Raw genomic sequence first — 18871 nt, forward strand, 5'->3', positions numbered from 1 at the left:
AAAGGCGCAGATATCTGCGCCTTTTTTATGGGAGTAATAGTATGAAAATGCTACAAATTTCAGTCGGGATTATTCGCAACCCGCAACAACAAATCTTCATAACGCAACGCGCGGCTGATGCCCATATGGCCAATAAATGGGAGTTTCCTGGGGGCAAAATCGAATCAGATGAAACACCAGAGCAAGCACTCGTTCGCGAACTTCAGGAAGAGGTTGGGATCACGCCGCTCGGTGCCACGTTGTTTGATAAGCTTGAGTATCAATTTCCCGATCGCCACATCACTCTGTGGTTCTGGTTGGTCGAAAGTTGGGAAGGCGAACCGTGGGGCAAAGAAGGGCAACCAGGAAGCTGGGTAGAACGAGAGGCGTTAGATGCGGATAAATTCCCGCCAGCGAATGAACCGATTATTACCAAACTGAAGGCCTGCTAAGCGAAACGCCAGCAGGCTCACAGCCACTGAATTATTTCTCCTCTTCGCTCCAGCCATCGCTATCGGAGAGATCGCCTTCGCTTGGAATACGCTTCTCTTCAGCAGCCCATTCACCCAGATCGATTATCTGGCAGCGCTTGGAGCAGAAAGGACGAAATGGGCTGATTTCGCCCCAAATAACAGCTTTGCCGCACGTTGGGCAATTGACGGTAATAACTTCAGACATTGGCACTCCTTAGCAGCAAGCCAGTTCAAAATCGAGGCGTTCAGGCACCGTTCCATTTTCGCTATCCAGCGGCATAAACCGAATGGCAAAGCGGCTTTTATAGCCCGATATTTGTGGGTAAAGCTGAACAGCAAGGGAAAGATGAAGGCGCAGCAGGTCGGCGTCGTCGCCGTTATCCTGATAAAAGCCGTTCAGACTGGTTTGCTTACGGAACTGCGCTGAGTTACGAATGAGATCCAAAATCAGGGACAGGGCCTGATTCATTGGCTCAAGGCTTTCAAGCCAGCTCTTCACCTGCGCATCCCGCTGTTCCTGCGGCAGATGCAGCCAGACGTGCAATGTTGGCAGGTCAAAACTACAACAACCGCCAGGGATGCTCAGCCTTTGGCGAACCAGTCCAATCAAACGATCTTCCCGCAGAAACTGCCCGATGCGCGGTGCCGCCATCAAAATGCTGCTGCTCTGTTTTAGCTGTTGGCGAATTGAATCAATTCGGCTTTGATCTACACCGGGAACTTCGGCCCATCCTTGTAATTTTCGCTGCTGACGTTCCAGTTCTTTAAGCAAATCGGTGCGAACTTCGCCGCGTTCAATGACATCCAGCAGATCGCCCAGGTTTCTTAGTAAAGGCAGGGCGGTCGCATGATCGCAAACCGGCAGATGGTGTGAACACTGCTGAATGAGAAATTCAATACGCAGCCAGGTGCGCATTTTTTCATTGAGCGGATGCTCAAAAAGGATCTGGGTATTCATCATGATTTTTCCTGTGCTACGGCCTGCGAGGCGTATATGAGATATTGCGCGTGCAGGCGGGCAACATCCGATGCAATAGCATCTGGAGCGCCGTCATTATCAATAACATCATCCGCTACGGCAAGGCGTGCTTCACGCGTGGCCTGAGCGGCAAGAATTTGTTCAGCGTGTTGACGCGAGACGTTATCGCGCAACATGGTTCGCTGGAGCTGTGTGTCGGGTGAGACATCGACCACCAGCACCCGATTTGCCTTGTGCTGAAGCTGGTTCTCCACGAGCAACGGCACCACCCACAATACATAGGGCGACGTGGCATCCGCGATCTGACGCTGAGTTTGCTGGTGGATAATGGGGTGCAGAAGGGCGTTAAGCCAGGTTTTTTCAGTTGGCGTAGTGAATATGCATTGACGTAGTCGACGTCGGTTCAGCGTTCCATCGGCGTTGATGATGTCGTTCCCGAAATGCGCTTCAATAGCCTTTAGCGCGGGTGTATTCGGCTCCACCACCTGACGGGCAATGACATCGGCATCAACAATGGTGATACCCAGACGAGAGAAGGCGTCAGCAACAGTGCTTTTTCCACTGCCTATGCCACCTGTTAATGCGACGATATACCCCATTAAATCAAACCTTGGGAATTATTCATTATTGAAATCAATTGCTTAAAAAACAAACTTGCAATGGCGAATGGTAAGTGCTGCTTACCCGCTTTTGACCAGGTAAATTTATAGGATTGTAGCGTAAAAAAAGAGAAAATCGCAGTCTTGCGGAGCAGGTATTAGTGCGTATGATAACGTCACTGGAGTTGTGCTTTTAACATATTTGCCTCTAACCCCAGGAATCCGCACATGCGTATCGAAGAAGATCTGAAGTTAGGTTTCAAAGACGTTCTTATCCGCCCTAAACGTTCTACACTCAAAAGCCGCTCAGACGTTGAACTCGAACGTCAATTCACCTTTAAACATTCCGGTCAGACCTGGTCTGGCGTACCGATTATCGCTGCCAATATGGACACCGTAGGGACGTTTGCGATGGCAACCGCGCTGGCCTCTTTCGATATCCTGACCGCCGTCCACAAACACTACAGCATTGAAGAGTGGAATGCCTTTGTGGCGTCAGCATCTGAAAATGTGCTTAAGCATGTCGTGGTTTCTACAGGCACGTCTGACGCTGATTTCGGCAAAACCCAACAGATCCTGTCCGCTAATCCCATGCTCAATTTTGTCTGCATTGATGTGGCGAATGGTTATTCGGAACATTTCGTCCAGTTCGTGAGTAAAGCGCGTGCGGCCTGGCCGACCAAAACCATTATCGCGGGTAACGTTGTCACCGGTGAGATGTGCGAAGAGCTAATTCTTTCTGGTGCGGATATCGTTAAAGTCGGTATCGGTCCGGGTTCTGTATGCACCACGCGTGTGAAAACAGGTGTCGGTTATCCGCAGCTGTCCGCGGTGATTGAGTGCGCAGATGCGGCGCACGGTCTGGGCGGTCAAATTATCAGTGACGGTGGTTGCACTACGCCGGGCGATGTCGCTAAAGCCTTTGGCGGCGGCGCGGACTTCGTCATGCTCGGCGGTATGCTGGCGGGCCACGAAGAGAGTGGCGGCACAATGGTAGAAGAAGACGGTGAGAAATTTATGCTGTTTTATGGCATGAGTTCTGAGTCCGCGATGAACCGTCACGTGGGTGGCGTTGCCCAGTATCGCGCAGCAGAAGGAAAAACGGTTAAGCTGCCGCTGCGTGGCCCGGTTGATAACACCGCCCGTGATATCCTTGGTGGTTTGCGTTCAGCCTGTACTTACGTGGGCGCTTCTCGCCTGAAAGAGCTGACAAAACGTACCACGTTTATCCGCGTTCAGGAGCAGGAAAACCGCGTTTTCAATAGCCTGTAAGCTCCTCAGACTGGCGCAATACGTTGCGCCAGCGTTGGTTACCCTGCGCCACTCATGGCATCTCCTAAATGAAAAATGGGCAGATACATGGCAACGACCAGGGTTCCAATAATTACTCCCGTCACAATTAATAGCAGTGGTTCTAACAGCGATGCCAGGTTATCGGCATGCTGAAAGGTTTGTTCGTTATGATGGCGCGCCAGATTGGCCAGCATAATATCCAGCGCACCTGAAATTTCCCCCGTTCGCACTAGCTGAATGCACAGTGGAGTGAACACACCTGCTTCACGTAGTGATGACCAGATAGGCGTTCCCTGCGCGACTCGTTCCTTGATACCTTTCACTATCTCCTGCCAGTAGGGGCCTTCTACCGACTCTTGCGTACTTTCGAGTCCCTGTAAAAACGCGATGCCAGATTGTTGGGTTAGCGATAACACCGTAAAAATTTGGCTTAGCTTCTGGCCGCGAACCAACGTTCCAACGATCGGTGTACGCAACAGAATACGCTGGCTCGTGCGCTGCCAGCCTTGATGACGTCGCAGGCAGCGCATGAGGATGGCGGGTAACAGCATGACCACCAGGATAGCCACGGCGTTCTGTCGAACAAAGGCGGCTAATCCCATCACTATCTGCGTCAGGGCTGGTAGCGGGGTATTAAACGTTTTATAGATAGCCGCAAACTCGGGTAAGACCAGCATCACCATGGCCAGCACAACCACCACCGCCAGCGTTAAAATGATCATCGGGTAGCGCAGTGCTTTTTTGACCTTTGCACTCAGCTGCTGCTGCATTTTTTGCTGCTGTGCTAACTGAAGACAGCACTCCTCTAGTTTTCCGGTTAGCTCACCCGTTTTCATCATCGAGATATACAGAGGGGCAAAAACCTCCGGCCATTTTTTTAACGCGTCCGAGAAGGATTGCCCTTCACTGAGGTCGTCAGCAAGACTGTGTAACAGTGCCTGCCATTGCTTTGCCGGATGCTGTTCTGCCAGCATTTGTAGGCTATATGCCAGCGTGAGGCCTGCCTGAAGCAGCGTGGCAAGCTGGCGGAAAATCTCGTAACAGTGCTGAGACTGCCATGACTGGAGTAGCAAGCAGCGAGAGAGATCCAACGGGTAGATCTCTTTATGCAGCAATCGGCGAAAGGCTGCCTCACGATCGTTGGCCCACAGCGTGCCTTGCAGAAGTTCGCCATTTACGTTCAGCGCCCGCCAGTGCCAGAGATGATTAGGCGTCATCAGGAAGCCCCAACACGCGGACCAATTCTTCAAGCGTGGTCTGTCCTTGTTCTACCGCCATGCAGCCATGTTCGAAGAGTGTCGTCATACCCGTTTTTTTAGCACATTTTTCGACTTCTTCTACGGACGCGCCACTGGCGATAGCCTGACGGATTTGGTTATTAATGGTGAGCACTTCGAATAGCGCGATGCGGCCATAAAAGCCGTGATAGCACCGATCGCAGCCTGTTGGCTGCCAGTGGGGCAGCTTTCTCGGCCAAACGGTTTGAGGGATTAACGCCTCCTGATGCGTTTCTTTGCGGCAGTGAGGGCAAAGTCGACGAACCAGTCGTTGCGCGATAACCAGCGTCAGGGCTGACGAAACCATCCACCGGGCAACGCCCATTTGTTGCAGCCGTACCAGCGTCTCGGCCGTCGAGTTGGTGTGCAATGTTGAGAGGACGAGATGCCCCGTTTGCGCGGCGTTGATAGCAATTTCAGCCGTTTCTCCGTCCCGAATTTCGCCCACCATTATAATGTCAGGATCCTGGCGCAAAAGTGCCCTTAGCACGCTTTGAAAAGAGAGCCCTGCTCGGGGATTTATTTGGGTTTGATTTAAGCCTTCAAGCGGGATCTCAATAGGATCCTCCACGCTGCAGATATTCACGTCCCGTGTGTTGCGAGCCTGAAGCGCGCTGTAAAGCGTGACGGTTTTACCGCTACCTGTCGGGCCAGTGACGAGGATCAATCCTTGCGGTTGCTGGAGGGCTTCCTTGAAAAGACTCCGCTGTGAAGCACTCATTCCGAGCGACTCGATTTCGAGCGCCTGCTGAACCTGATGCATTAAACGCAGCACGATTTTTTCCCCGCCACGGCAGGGGAGCGTGGCGATACGAAACGAGACCGACGTACCGGATAACGCCACGGCGAACTGTCCATCCTGTGGCAAACGGCGTTCAGCGATATCCAGATTGCCCAGCACTTTTAGGCGAGCCGTTAACGTGGTCGCCAGTGCGGCAGACAGCGGTGGCTGTGGATAAAGCACGCCATCAATGCGCAAGCGGATTTGACAGGCATTTTCTGCGGGCTCGATATGGATGTCGGAGGCGCGTTGGCTCAAGGCCTGCAACAGTGTCCGGTTGAGGATATCAATCGCCGAATTTGCCGCAGTTGCCACCACTGGCAGGTGGGATTGAGATGATATCTGCTGGTGTTTTTCCATGCGTTCCGTTGTCCAGCATTCAATATCTATTCGCTTTTGGGTGGCGAAACGCAGGGATTCCATCAACTCGGGTAGGGGATTACCCACCACGGCAATATTGATTCTCTCTGCGTCGCTGCTTAATAGCAGCGCGTGATGGCGTTGGCACAACGTAGTGAGTTGGTCTGAATTCATCATCCGCTCCTGTTATTTATTGTCGAAGCGGAAGACGTCTTCACAGGCCTGTTGCAAGGCGCTGTCACTGGCGATATTACACTCGCGCGTCCAGCCGGTTATGCCGTTACCATTATCCCAGTTTGGCGTCATCACCACTTCCAGGCCGTTCAGGCTTTCCTGACCGCTGAGTGCCACGACGCCTTTAGCCACGCTCATGGCCGAGACATAGCGCGTTGTCGCAGGTGACGGGATGCCGTTAGTACTCGCATCGCAGGTGTCTACGCCGCCATGATCGAGGGCACACAGTTCAATGGCAGTGCGGTAGGGAACAAAGGTTTGCAGCATATCGGTCAGCGCTGCTTTTCGAAGGTAGTTTTGATAGGCCGGCACGCCGATGGCGCTCAGAATAGCGATGATGCCAATAACGACCATTAACTCAATGAGCGTAAATCCTTTTTGTCTGTTCATGTCTGCTCCTTAGTTGAATGGCGCAACTGTGGCAGGGCGGCAGAACAGAAACGAGCAGTAAAAAAGAGGATACGAAGGCGGGTTCAGGGATTTATGGCGGGATTACATCAAAGAACAGGGGATTTGCGAGCAGTGCTGCAAGTTCCCCTGAAAACATTTTACTATTTAAAGCGCATGGACAGATCCAGAGCCTGGACGTGCTTAGTGAGTGCCCCTACCGAGATAAAATCCACACCCGTTTCGGCAAATTCACGAATGGTTTCATACGTTACGTTGCCGGACACTTCAAGGCGGGCCTGACCGTTGGTACGCTTGACCGCTTCACGCATTTGCTCGGTTTCAAAGTTATCCAGCATGATGATATCGGCACCGGCTTTGATGGCATCTTCCAGCTCGTCGAGGCTTTCTACTTCAACTTCTACAGGCACGTCTGGATGCAGCCAGAAGGCTTTTTCGACGGCCTGGCGCACCGAGCCAGAAGCAATAATATGGTTCTCTTTTATCAGGAAGGCATCGGACAATCCCAGACGATGGTTTGCACCACCGCCGCACAACACCGCATATTTAAGCGCGGTACGCAGGCCGGGTAATGTTTTACGCGTATCCAGCAGCTGTGTTTTGGTGCCTGCCAATAGCTCTACATAGCGACGTACTTCGCTGGCGACGCCGGAGAGCGTCTGAACAAAGTTGAGGGCGGTACGCTCACCCGTTAACAGCACGCGAGAGGGTCCATCAAGCTCGAACAAAGGCTGATTGGCGGTGATGCTGTCGCCGTCTTCAACATGCCATGTGACTTTTACGTCATCGCCCGCGAGTTGAGTAAATACCTCTTCAACCCATCGTTTACCGCAGAATACCCCCTCTTCGCGGGTGATGATCACCGCGTGAGAGCGCATGTCCTGTGGCAACAATTGCGCAGTAATATCGTTATCGGCGTTCACCTCACCGTCCAGATCTTCACGCAGCGCATGGGCTACGCTTGCCGGGATATCGAGGTTAATACGTTCCAGAAGCGCATCACGTCGATGGTCGGGGTTATAACGGCGAGGCGGCATGATAAAACTCCAAATTGGTAACGAATCATAAGATTGAAACATGCTACTCTGAACCGAGTATCAGCACCATACATAAGGAGAGCCAGCATGCAGTTACAGAACGGATGGCTGGTGGATGCGCGGCACGTACTCTCGCCGCACCATGATTGCCGCCCGGAGGATGAAACCCCCTCACTGCTGGTGGTACATAATATTAGCCTGCCCCCGGGTGAATTCGGCGGTCCCTGGATCGATGCATTATTCACCGGAACGATTGATCCCACTGCCCATCCTTTTTTTGCTGACATCGCTCACCTGCGCGTTTCTGCCCATTGTCTGATTCGTCGCGACGGCGAAATCGTTCAGTATGTTCCTTTCGATAAACGCGCATGGCACGCAGGCGTCTCTTCTTATCGCGGGCGTGAGCGTTGTAATGATTTTTCAATTGGTATTGAGCTGGAAGGTACGGATACCACGCCCTACACCGATGCCCAGTATCAGGCGCTGGTGGCGTTGACTCGTGTACTGATCGCGCTTTATCCAACCATCGCTGACAACATCACGGGCCATTGCGACATTGCGCCGGTGAGAAAAACCGATCCAGGACCCGCTTTTGACTGGTCCAGGTATCGCGCCATGCTGACCGCTTCGTCAGTTAAGGAGATGACATGACGTTGTTTACCATGCTGCTGGTTATGATTGCTGAACGTTTGTTTAAGCTTGGCGAGCACTGGCAATTGGATCACCGGATGGAAGTCATATTCCGTCGGATTAAACACTTTTCGATGCTGCGCACGCTGCTGATGACCGCCGGAGTGATGGTGGTTGTTTTCCTGCTACTGCGCGCGATCTATGGCCTTTTCTTTAATGTGCCACTCCTGGTGGTGTGGATCCTGCTCGGCGTGCTGTGCATCGGTGCCGGCAAAGTGCGTTTGCACTATCACGCTTATTTGAAAGCGGCGTCTCGTGACGATAGTCATGCCCGTAGTGCGATGGCGAGTGAGCTGACACTGATCCACGGTGTGCCGCCGGATTGCAACGAACGCGAATTTTTACGCGAACTCCAGAATGCGCTGCTGTGGATTAACTTCCGCTACTATCTTGCTCCGCTGTTCTGGTTTGTCGTGGGCGGGCCATGGGGACCTGTGTTGCTGATGGGCTACGCGTTCTTACGGGCCTGGCAGACCTGGCTTGCCCGCTATCTCACGCCGCATGAACGCCTGCAATCGGGCATTGATGCCATTCTGCATGTGCTGGACTGGCTGCCGGTGCGTTTGGTCGGCGTGGTGTACGCGTTAATCGGTCACGGTGAAAAGGCGTTGCCAGCGTGGTTTGCTTCTCTTGGCGATCGTCATACCTCGCAGTATCAGGTGCTCACGCGTCTGGCGCAGTTCTCACTGGCTCGCGAACCTCATACGGATAAAGTGCAAACGCCAAAAGCGGCGGTGTCGATGGCGAAAAAGACATCGTTTGTGGTGGTGGTGATTGTGGCATTGCTGACGATTTACGGCACGCTTATCTAAACCTGCGTGCCGCTCTCCTCAATACGTATCCGCAGGCGGGATGCCAAAATCTGGCATCCCGTTTTCTTTCCAGCGAACCTGCTTCAATCGCGTATGGCGATTAGGATCGTAAAGCGGGTCACCTTCGATTTCGGTGTAGTTGCGCGCGTGATACACCAGCACATCTTCGCCATCCGGCGTTTGCGTAAAGCTGTTATGCCCAGGACCATACTGACGATTTTCATCGCTGGTGGTAAACACCGGATGCGATGATTTATGCCAGTTTGCTGGGTTACAGGGATCGGCGTGTATGTCGATCCACAGCAGCCCCATGCAGTAATTTTCGTCGGTGGCGCTGGCGGAGTAGCTAATAAACAGCTTGTCGGCGTGCGTTAATACCGCCGGGCCTTCGTTAACCCAAAAACCGCGACATTCCCAGTCATACTCCGGCTTGCTGAGCATTACCGGGTCGCCCTTGAGCGTCCACGGATTTTCCATCTCGCACAGATAAAGATTGGAGTTACCCGCAATATCAGGGGCTTTTTGTGCCCACAGATACCAGCGTTTACCCTGATGAACAAAGGTCGTCGCATCCAGTGCGAAGGTATCAAACGGGGTGTGGATTTGCCCTTTCTCTACCCATTTACCGGTCAGCGGATCGTGGTCTTCGCACTCCAGAGCGAACATCCGGTGCTGGAACATGCCCAGCTTGTCCAGCGCCTGCGTGTGCGTAGCGGCAAAATAGAGATACCACTTACCGTCGATGCTGTGCAGTTCCGGTGCCCAGATAAGCTGGCTCATCGGGCCGGTATCCGGTTTACGCCAGACAGTCACCTCTTCGGCGCTGCGTAAACCTTCCAGCGAATCTGCGCGGCGAAGCGCCAGCCTGTCGTATTCCGGCACGGAGGCGACAAAGTAGTATTGCCCCTCGTGATGCAAAATATACGGGTCGGCACGTTGTTCAATAAACGGGTTAGGCCAGTTGAGCATGCGGCTCTCCTTATTTTGTCTCTGCGGCTTTCAGACTCTGATAGTCGCTCAGTTCGCGGTAGTTTGTGCGACGCTTTTCCAGATCTTCCTGAATCTGCTTCATCGTTTCGCGGTCCACCTTCAACAGACGAACTACGCCTGCGGTAATCAAATAACCAACGCCTGGAATAACCGTAAAGAGCAATACAATGCCGTTCATCGCGTCTGCGCTTTGCGCTTTAGCCCCCGCGTCATAGCCATACCAGGAGAGTAAGAAGCCGACCATCGCACCCGCAATCGCCAGCCCGAGTTTCAGGAAGAAAATATTGCCAGAGAAGCTAATCCCGGTGATGCGTTTCCCGGTTTTCCACTCGCCGTAATCGTCCACATCTGCCATTAGCGACCAGTGCAGCGGAGAAGGGATCTGATGCAGAATATTCAGCAAGAAATAGAGCACCACAATGGTGGTGGTTGCCCTTGGATCGAAGAAGTAGAACGCGCAGGAGAAAATCGCCAGCGCGATGTTGGTCCAGAAGAAGACCTTCAGTTTGCACCAGCGGTCGGTCAGCACCTTCGCCAGCATACTTCCGAGCATCATGCCGACGACGCCCAGGCTGATAAACAGGGTTGCGAAATGGGTGCTTTGACCCATAACCCAGGTGACGTAGTACATCGTTGCTGCCATGCGGATAAAACCTGGGCAGACGTTACACAGCGTCAGGAGCAGGATGCGTACCCACTGATCGTTCTTCCACGCATCTTTCAGATCGTTTTTCAGTTCGTCATTGGTTTGAACCGCCGGGCGAATACGTTCGCGCACCGTAGCGAAGCTGAACAGAAACATACAGGTGCCGATAAGCGCCAGTACGGTCATCGCCATCTGGTAGCCCTTGGCTTTATTCTCTCCGCCAAAATAATCGACCATCGGCAGCAAGGTTAAGGACAGCAGCAAAGTGGCAATGCCGACCATCACAAAGCGATAGGACTGGCACGCAACGCGCTCTTTTGGATCGTTGGTGATCACGCTACCTAAAGAACAGTAGGGGATATTGATGGCGGTATAGGTCAGGGAAAGGAGGAAATAGGTGACAAAGGCATAGATAACTTTGCTGTTGTAAGTCCATTCCGGGGTGGTGAACATCAGAATGCTAAACAACGCGTAAGGGAAGGCAATCCACAGCAGCCATGGACGAAATCGACCATATTTACTGCGGGTGCGGTCCGCGATGGCGCCCATAATCGGATCGGTTACGGCGTCAATGACGCGTACCGATAACAATAATACCCCGACGAGAGCAGGTGCCAGACCAAAAATGTCCGTATAGAAATAGTTAACAAACAACATTATAGCGCCGAAGATGATGTTGCATCCCGCGTCGCCCATTCCATAGCCGATCTTTTCTTTAACTGAAAGTTTATTGTTATCCATCGACAGCTCTCCGAGTGACGGTATGGAGAGAATTATTCGCCCGCAAAGGAATATATGCGTTGCAGGATAGAGGCGGTGATATGGATGAAATGGCTATGCGTGCGAATTTGTGAGGCAGGTAACACGCTCTGTGCCCGTTGCCGGGCACAGAGCTAGACAGGATTAATGCGCTTTTACCGTTTTGGCATTTTTCTGTTTAAACAGATAGCCGATACCGAGAATAACCACCCAAACCGGAATCAGATAAACCGAAATAGCCATGCCAGGCGTCATGAGCATGATAACCAGCACTGCCGCCATAAACACCAGACAGACCCAGTTACCCAACGGGTAGAACAGGGCAGGGAAGCATGTTGCCACACCCTGTTTTTGTTTTGCACGACGGAACTTGATGTGCGCGAGGCTAATCATCGCCCAGTTGATCACCAGAGCCGACACCACCAGCGCCATTAACATACCGAACGCGGATTCCGGCGCGAGGTAGTTAATCAATACGCACAGTGCGGTCACCACGGCAGACACAATGATGGTGTTGACCGGCACGCCGCGTTTATCCACGTTAAGCAGCGCTTTTGGCGCATTACCCTGCTGAGCCAGACCAAACAGCATGCGGCTGTTGCAGTACACGCAGCTGTTATAGACGGACAGCGCTGCGGTCAGGACGACCACGTTCAGTGCGTTCGCCACGAAGGTATCGCCAAGCTCATGGAAGATCAGAACAAACGGGCTGGTGTCAGCGGTCACGCGCGTCCACGGCAGCAGAGAAAGCAGCACGGCCAGTGAGCCCACATAGAAAATCAGAATGCGATAGATAACCTGGTTGGTGGCTTTCGGGATGCTGACTTCTGGATTATCGGCTTCTGCCGCGGTGATACCCACCAGCTCCAGCCCGCCGAACGAGAACATAATGATTGCCATCATCATCACCAGGCCGGTCATGCCATGAGGCAGGAATCCACCCTGTTCCCACAGGTTGCGCACGGTAGCCTGTGGGCCGCCGTTGCCGCTGAACAGCAGCCAACCGCCAAAGATAATCATCGCAACAACGGCAATCACCTTAATAATGGCAAACCAGAATTCCATCTCACCGAACACTTTTACATTGGTCAGGTTGATGGCGTTAATCACAACAAAGAAGACCGCAGCGGAAGCCCAGGTCGGGATATCCGGATACCAGAACTGGATGTATTTACCGACGGCAGTCAATTCCGCCATGGCGACCAGCACGTAGAGCACCCAGTAGTTCCAGCCAGAGGCGAAACCGGCAAAGCCTCCCCAGTATTTATAGGCAAAGTGACTGAAGGAACCGGCTACCGGCTCTTCAACAACCATTTCACCGAGCTGGCGCATGATTAAGAATGCGATAAAACCAGCGATAGCGTAGCCCAGGATAATCCCGGGTCCGGCTGATTGAATAACGGACGCACTGCCCAGAAACAGGCCGGTGCCGATAGCGCCACCTAAAGCAATGAGCTGAATATGGCGGTTTTTGAGGCCGCGCTTCAGCTGATCGCTATGCTGTTGACCTTCCATTATGAAACCTCGTGTGTGGTTATTATGTTCACGCTCGGGCGTGTGTAATTATCAAAGTCCATTTTCTGTATTTATTTCTTTACGGTTAAGTTGTCCGTAAAAATCGGAGGTGACTTCCGTTGACGCCAGAATAGTGATAAGTGCCTGTGAATGCACCTGCTTTATGAAGGGGTGATGACGAGTTGCATAAAAAGAAAGCATTTGTAAATTGTGGCCCTAACCCTTCTTCCCCAACCTATAGAATAGAAATGCTCCAAAAGGGGGCGAATTTTCATTATTTGCATTGTTGAATCGCTTCAGATTACCAATCCCCTCGTTTCAATAAGGTTAAAACCACCTCTTTGTGGGTAACCAATTCATTTGTGCAAAGTTACAATTCTGAAACGTCATTTCTGTAAGGTTGTTAAAATGTGCAGGGTTTAATGATTTCAATCAAAACCAATATGGACAGAAGGTGAATACTTTGTTACTTTAGCGATACGAACATGAAATTGGTAAGACCAATTGACTCCGGGCAAAAAGGCGTAAGACAGGGAATATGGCCTACAGCAAAATTCGCCAACCAAAACTATCCGATGTGATTGAGCAACAGCTGGAGTTTTTGATCCTCGAAGGGACTCTGCGCCCCGGTGAAAAACTCCCGCCTGAACGCGAACTGGCCAAACAGTTCGATGTTTCCCGTCCCTCTCTGCGTGAGGCGATTCAACGTCTCGAAGCTAAGGGCTTGTTGCTTCGTCGCCAGGGCGGCGGAACCTTTGTACAAAACAGCCTGTGGCAGAGCTTCAGCGATCCGCTGGTAGAGCTTCTATCTGACCACCCAGAATCCCAGTTTGATCTGCTTGAAACCCGTCACGCGCTTGAAGGTATTGCCGCCTATTACGCGGCACTGCGCAGCAATGATGAAGATCGCTCACGTATTCGTGAGCTTCATCAGGCTATTGAGCGCGCGCAGCAATCAGGCGATCTCGATGCTGAGTCCAATGCCGTCGTCCAGTATCAAATTGCCGTCACCGAAGCGGCGCACAATGTGGTGCTACTCCATCTGCTACGCTGCATGGAGCCGATGCTGGCCCAGAACGTTCGACAAAATTTTGAATTGTTGTATGCCCGTCGGGAAATGCTCCCACTGGTAAGCAACCATCGCACCCGAGTATTCGAGGCGATAATGGCCGGGGAACCGGAGCATGCGCGAGAAGCGTCGCACCGTCACCTGGCTTTCATTGAGGAAATCTTGCTGGACCGCAGCCGTGAACAATCACGCCGTGAGCGTTCATTACGTCGCATACAGCAAAGAAAGGATTAAGCGCCAGTTATTTTAGAGCGCGGCAACTAAACGCAGAACCTGTCTTATTGTGTTTTCTGGCGAAAATACAATGGGACAGGTTCCAGACAAATCAACGTATTAGATAGATAAGGAATACCCCCATGTCAGAACGTCTCCAAAATGACGTGGATCCGATCGAAACTCGCGACTGGCTACAAGCGATCGAATCGGTCATCCGTGAAGAAGGTGTTGAGCGTGCTCAGTATCTGATTAATGAGCTTCTTTCAGAGGCCCGCAAAGGCGGCGTGAAAGTAGCTGCAGGTGCAGGGGCTAGCAACTACGTAAACACGATTGCCGTTGAAGACGAACCGGAATACCCGGGCAATCTGGATCTGGAACGTCGTATCCGTTCAGCTATTCGCTGGAACGCGATCATGACCGTTCTGCGCGCATCCAAAAAAGACCTGGAGCTGGGCGGCCACATGGCTTCCTTCCAGTCTTCTGCGACCGTTTATGAAGTGTGCTTTAACCACTTCTTCCGCGCACGCACCGAAAAAGACGGCGGCGACCTGGTGTACTTCCAGGGCCACATCTCTCCGGGCGTATACGCACGTGCATTCCTGGAAGGTCGTCTGACTGAAGAGCAGATGAACAACTTCCGTCAGGAAGTTCACGGTAAAGGTCTGTCTTCTTACCCGCACCCGAAACTGATGCCTGAATTCTGGCAGTTCCCAACCGTTTCTATGGGTCTGGGCCCAATCGGTGCTATCTACCAGGCGAAGTTCCTGAAATATCTGGAACACCGTGGTCTGAAAGATACCTCTCAGCAAACCGTTTACGCCTTCCTGGGTGACGGCGAAATGGATGAGCCAGAATCTAAAGGTGCGATCACCATCGCCACCCGTGAGAAGCTGGACAACCTGTGCTTCATCATCAACTGTAACCTGCAGCGTCTGGATGGTCCGGTAACCGGCAACGGCAAGATCATCAACGAACTGGAAGGCATCTTTAGCGGTGCTGGCTGGAACGTGGTTAAAGTGATGTGGGGCGGTCGTTGGGATGAGCTGCTGCGTAAAGACACCAGCGGCAAACTGATGCAGCTGATGCAAGAAACCGTTGACGGCGACTATCAGACCTTCAAATCTAAAAACGGTGCCTACGTTCGTGAGCACTTCTTCGGTAAATACCCTGAAACTGCCGCACTGGTTGCTGACTGGTCTGACGATCAGATCTGGGCACTGAACCGTGGTGGCCACGATCCGAAGAAAGTCTACGCGGCACTGAAAAACGCACAAGACACCAAAGGCAAAGCGACCGTTATCCTGGCCCATACCGTTAAAGGCTATGGCATGGGTGACACCGCTGAAGGTAAAAACATTGCTCACCAGGTGAAGAAAATGAACATGGACGGCGTTCGCTACGTTCGCGATCGTTTCAATGTTCCTGTCACCGACGAGCAGGTTGAAAACCTGTCTTACATCACCTTCCCGGAAGGCTCAGAAGAACACACCTATCTGCACGCACAGCGTCAGAAGCTGAACGGCTACCTGCCGTCACGCCAGGTTAACTTCACCGAGACTCTGGAACTGCCGGCTCTGGAAGACTTCTCCCAACTGCTGGAAGAGCAGAACAAAGAGATCTCTACCACTATCGCTTTCGTTCGTGCCCTGAACGTGATGCTGAAGAACAAGTCGATCAAAGATCGTCTGGTTCCTATCATCGCCGATGAAGCGCGTACCTTCGGTATGGAAGGTCTGTTCCGTCAGATTGGTATTTACAGCCCGAACGGCCAGCAGTACACCCCGCAGGACCGTGAGCAGGTTGCTTACTACAAAGAAGACGAGAAAGGTCAGATTCTGCAGGAAGGGATCAACGAACTGGGTGCAGGCGCATCCTGGCTGGCTGCTGCGACCTCTTACAGCACCAACAACCTGCCGATGATTCCGTTCTACATCTACTATTCTATGTTCGGTTTCCAGCGTATCGGTGACCTGTGCTGGCAGGCTGGCGACCAACAGGCTCGCGGCTTCCTGGTCGGTGGTACTTCCGGTCGTACAACCCTGAACGGTGAAGGTCTGCAGCACGAAGATGGCCACAGCCATATTCAGTCTCTGACTATCCCGAACTGTATCTCTTATGACCCGTCTTACGCGTACGAAGTGGCAGTCATCATGCATGACGGTCTGGTGCGTATGTACGGTGAAGCGCAAGAGAACGTTTACTACTACATCACCACGCTGAACGAAAACTACCACATGCCGGCTATGCCAGCAGGTGCCGAGGAAGGTATCCGTAAAGGTATCTACAAACTCGAAACCGTTGCAGGTAGCAAAGGTAAAGTTCAGCTGTTGGGCTCCGGTTCTATCCTGCGTCACGTTCGTGAAGCAGCGCAGATCCTGGCGAACGACTACGGTGTCGGTTCCGACGTGTACAGCGTAACCTCCTTCACTGAACTGGCGCGTGATGGCCAGGATTGTGAACGCTGGAATATGCTGCACCCGCTGGAAACTCCGCGCGTTCCGTACATCGCTCAGGTGATGAACGACGCGCCGGCAGTGGCATCTACTGACTATATGAAACTGTTCGCCGAGCAGGTTCGTACTTATGTACCGGCTGATGATTACCGCGTACTGGGTACCGATGGCTTCGGTCGCTCCGACAGCCGTGAAAACCTGCGTCACCACTTCGAAGTTGATGCTTCTTACGTGGTAGTAGCAGCGCTGGGCGAACTGGCTAAACGTGGCGAAATCGATAAGAAAGTGGTGGCGGAAGCCATTACCAAATTCAACATCGATGCAGATAAAGTTAACCCGCGTCTGGCGTAAGAGGTAAAAGAATAATGGCTATCGAAATCAATGTACCGGACATCGGGGCTGATGAAGTTGAAATCACCGAGATCCTGGTCAAAGTAGGCGACAAAGTTGAAGTTGAACAGTCGCTGATCACCGTAGAAGGCGATAAAGCCTCTATGGAAGTCCCGTCTCCTCAGGCTGGCATCGTTAAAGAGATCAAAATCTCCGTTGGCGATAAAACCGAGACCGGCAAACTGATCATGATTTTCGATTCCGCCGAGGGTGCAGCAGCAGCTGCACCTGCGCAGGAAGAGAAAAAAGAAGCGGCAGCTCCGGCTGCGGCACCAGCCGCTGCGGCTGCGAAAGAGGTTAACGTACCGGACATCGGCGGCGACGAAGTTGAAGTCACCGAGATCATGGTCAAAGTTGGCGATACCGTTGCGGCTGAGCAGTCCCTGATCACCGTAGAAGGCGACAAAGCCTCTATGGAAGTTCCGGCTCCGTTCGCGGGCGTGGTGAAAGAGATCAAAATCAACACCGGCGATAAAGTGTCAACCGGCTCCCTGATTATGGTCTTCGAAGTCGCGGGTGCAGCACCTGCTGCGGCTCCGGCAAAAGCAGAAGCGGCCCCGGCTGCTGCGGCTCCGGCGGCGTCTGGTTCTAAAGAAGTCAACGTACCGGATATCGGCGGCGACGAAGTTGAAGTGACTGAAGTGATGGTGAAAGTGGGCGACAAAGTTGCCGCTGAGCAGTCACTGATCACCGTTGAAGGTGACAAAGCTTCAATGGAAGTTCCGGCACCGTTCGCAGGTACCGTTAAAGAAATCAAAATCAGCACCGGCGACAAAGTGTCTACGGGTTCTCTGATTATGGTCTTCGAAGTAGAAGGTGCTGCGCCTGCTGCGACCCCGGCTGCTGCGCCAGCATCTGCTGCTGCCGCTCCGGCTCCAGCTGCGAAAGCTGCTGCACCGGCTGCTAAAGCTGAAGGCAAAACTGAGTTTGCTGAAAACGATGCTTACGTCCACGCGACTCCGCTGATTCGTCGCCTGGCGCGCGAATTTGGCGTGAACCTGGCGAAAGTGAAAGGGACTGGCCGTAAAGGTCGTATCCTGCGCGAAGACGTTCAGACTTACGTGAAAGACGCCGTGAAACGCGCTGAAGCGGCACCTGCTGCTGCCACTGGTGGCGGTATCCCGGGCATGCTGCCATGGCCGAAAGTGGACTTCAGCAAGTTTGGCGACATCGAAGAAGTTGAACTAGGCCGTATCCAGAAAATCTCTGGCGCGAACCTGAGCCGTAACTGGGTGATGATCCCGCACGTTACGCATTTCGACAAAACCGATATCACCGATCTGGAAGCGTTCCGTAAACAGCAGAACGCCGAAGCTGAGAAGCGTCGCCTGGATGTGAAATTCACCCCAGTGGTCTTCATCATGAAAGCGGTTGCTGCGGCGCTTGAGCAGATGCCTCGTTTCAACAGCTCCCTGTCTGAAGATGCGCAGCGTCTGACGCTGAAAAAATACATCAACATCGGTGTTGCGGTTGATACGCCAAATGGTCTGGTTGTTCCGGTCTTTAAAGACGTGAACAAAAAGAGCATTACTGAGCTGTCCCGTGAACTGACCGTGATCTCCAAGAAAGCGCGTGATGGTAAGCTGACTGCTGGCGAAATGCAGGGCGGTTGCTTCACTATCTCCAGCATCGGCGGCCTGGGTACCACCCACTTCGCGCCGATTGTTAATGCGCCGGAAGTGGCTATCCTCGGTGTGTCCAAATCCGCGATGGAGCCGGTGTGGAATGGTAAAGAGTTTGTGCCGCGTCTGATGATGCCAATCTCTCTTTCCTTCGACCACCGCGTGATCGACGGGGCTGATGGTGCGCGTTTCATTACCATCATCAACAACACGCTGAGCGATATTCGCCGCCTGGTGATGTAATCGAAAAGCCGGCCAAACGGCCGGCTTTTTTCTGGTAATCTCATGA

17 protein-coding genes are annotated in these 18871 nt (G+C 52.6%); 7 read left to right on the top strand and 10 right to left on the bottom strand.

Going from position 1 to position 18871, the window contains the following annotated elements; all coding sequences use genetic code 11:
* Positions 1 to 41: 41 nt before the first annotated feature.
* The gene (gene mutT / locus AC6EMZ_RS14115) at positions 42 to 431 is read left to right on the top strand and encodes an 8-oxo-dGTP diphosphatase MutT (RefSeq protein ID WP_498403155.1); all 390 of its coding nucleotides are present in this window, start codon (positions 42 to 44) and stop codon (positions 429 to 431) included.
* Between the two features lie 31 nt (positions 432 to 462).
* On the opposite strand, the gene yacG is transcribed toward mutT, so the two are convergent.
* From yacG to coaE, 3 genes are read right to left on the bottom strand one after another with little or no spacing between them, the layout of a single operon-like run.
* Positions 463 to 657 carry a DNA gyrase inhibitor YacG gene (gene yacG / locus AC6EMZ_RS14120; protein ID WP_498403156.1) on the bottom strand — a complete coding sequence of 65 codons (195 nt, stop codon included), beginning with the start codon at positions 655 to 657 and terminating at the stop codon, positions 463 to 465.
* Positions 658 to 666: 9 nt separating this feature from the next.
* Positions 667 to 1410, bottom strand: coding sequence for a cell division protein ZapD (gene zapD, locus AC6EMZ_RS14125; RefSeq protein ID WP_498403282.1), 744 nt, complete (start codon positions 1408 to 1410; stop codon positions 667 to 669).
* Positions 1410 to 2030: a dephospho-CoA kinase gene (gene coaE / locus AC6EMZ_RS14130; protein WP_498403157.1), complete on the bottom strand. Its 621-nt coding sequence runs from the start codon at positions 2028 to 2030 to the stop codon at positions 1410 to 1412. Before coaE ends, zapD begins: the two co-directional genes overlap by 1 nt.
* 228 nt (positions 2031 to 2258) lie before the next feature.
* On the opposite strand from coaE, the gene AC6EMZ_RS14135 reads away from it, so the two are divergent.
* Positions 2259 to 3302, top strand: coding sequence for a GMP reductase (locus AC6EMZ_RS14135; RefSeq protein WP_498403158.1), 1044 nt, complete (start codon positions 2259 to 2261; stop codon positions 3300 to 3302).
* 38 nt (positions 3303 to 3340) lie between these two features.
* Here AC6EMZ_RS14135 and hofC read toward each other — a convergent pair whose 3' ends face one another.
* From hofC to nadC, 4 genes are all read right to left on the bottom strand, one after another.
* Positions 3341 to 4540 (bottom strand): protein transport protein HofC, encoded by a 1200-nt coding sequence (gene hofC / locus AC6EMZ_RS14140; protein WP_498403284.1) that lies wholly within the window; start codon positions 4538 to 4540, stop codon positions 3341 to 3343.
* The gene (gspE, locus tag AC6EMZ_RS14145; protein WP_498403286.1) at positions 4530 to 5915 is read right to left on the bottom strand and encodes a type II secretion system protein GspE; all 1386 of its coding nucleotides are present in this window, start codon (positions 5913 to 5915) and stop codon (positions 4530 to 4532) included. The genes hofC and gspE overlap by 11 nt, the downstream gene beginning before the upstream one ends.
* A 12-nt stretch (positions 5916 to 5927) precedes the next feature.
* A complete protein-coding gene (gene ppdD / locus AC6EMZ_RS14150) occupies positions 5928 to 6365 on the bottom strand; it encodes a prepilin peptidase-dependent pilin (protein WP_498403160.1) in 438 nt (145 codons plus the stop codon).
* Between the two features lie 161 nt (positions 6366 to 6526).
* On the bottom strand, positions 6527 to 7420 hold the full coding sequence (gene nadC, locus AC6EMZ_RS14155; RefSeq protein ID WP_498403161.1) for a carboxylating nicotinate-nucleotide diphosphorylase: 894 nt from the start codon (positions 7418 to 7420) through the stop codon (positions 6527 to 6529).
* An 87-nt stretch (positions 7421 to 7507) separates the two neighbouring features.
* Between nadC and ampD the strand changes: the two genes are divergently transcribed.
* On the top strand, positions 7508 to 8071 hold the full coding sequence (gene ampD, locus AC6EMZ_RS14160; protein ID WP_498403163.1) for a 1,6-anhydro-N-acetylmuramyl-L-alanine amidase AmpD: 564 nt from the start codon (positions 7508 to 7510) through the stop codon (positions 8069 to 8071).
* Complete coding sequence (gene ampE, locus AC6EMZ_RS14165; protein ID WP_498403165.1) at positions 8068 to 8922, top strand: beta-lactamase regulator AmpE; 855 nt, start codon at positions 8068 to 8070, stop codon at positions 8920 to 8922. The genes ampD and ampE overlap by 4 nt, the downstream gene beginning before the upstream one ends.
* 18 nt (positions 8923 to 8940) lie before the next feature.
* Here ampE and AC6EMZ_RS14170 read toward each other — a convergent pair whose 3' ends face one another.
* From AC6EMZ_RS14170 to aroP, 3 genes are all read right to left on the bottom strand, one after another.
* Positions 8941 to 9891, bottom strand: a complete 951-nt coding sequence (locus AC6EMZ_RS14170; RefSeq protein ID WP_498403167.1) for a glycoside hydrolase family 43 protein — start codon at positions 9889 to 9891, stop codon at positions 8941 to 8943.
* Between the two features lie 10 nt (positions 9892 to 9901).
* The gene (locus AC6EMZ_RS14175) at positions 9902 to 11299 is read right to left on the bottom strand and encodes a glycoside-pentoside-hexuronide (GPH):cation symporter (RefSeq protein ID WP_498403168.1); all 1398 of its coding nucleotides are present in this window, start codon (positions 11297 to 11299) and stop codon (positions 9902 to 9904) included.
* A gap of 162 nt (positions 11300 to 11461) precedes the next feature.
* Positions 11462 to 12832, bottom strand: coding sequence for an aromatic amino acid transporter AroP (gene aroP, locus AC6EMZ_RS14180; protein ID WP_498403169.1), 1371 nt, complete (start codon positions 12830 to 12832; stop codon positions 11462 to 11464).
* A 538-nt stretch (positions 12833 to 13370) separates the two neighbouring features.
* Between aroP and pdhR the strand changes: the two genes are divergently transcribed.
* The 3 genes from pdhR to aceF all read left to right on the top strand — a co-directional run bounded on the left by pdhR (position 13371) and on the right by aceF (position 18825).
* Complete coding sequence (pdhR, locus tag AC6EMZ_RS14185) at positions 13371 to 14135, top strand: pyruvate dehydrogenase complex transcriptional repressor PdhR (RefSeq protein ID WP_498403170.1); 765 nt, start codon at positions 13371 to 13373, stop codon at positions 14133 to 14135.
* A 122-nt stretch (positions 14136 to 14257) separates the two neighbouring features.
* Positions 14258 to 16921, top strand: a complete 2664-nt coding sequence (aceE, locus tag AC6EMZ_RS14190; protein WP_498403171.1) for a pyruvate dehydrogenase (acetyl-transferring), homodimeric type — start codon at positions 14258 to 14260, stop codon at positions 16919 to 16921.
* Between the two features lie 14 nt (positions 16922 to 16935).
* Positions 16936 to 18825, top strand: a complete 1890-nt coding sequence (gene aceF, locus AC6EMZ_RS14195) for a pyruvate dehydrogenase complex dihydrolipoyllysine-residue acetyltransferase (protein WP_498403173.1) — start codon at positions 16936 to 16938, stop codon at positions 18823 to 18825.
* Positions 18826 to 18871 lie beyond the last annotated feature (46 nt).

Source organism: Enterobacter sp. SCRI0065, assembly GCF_059766475.1.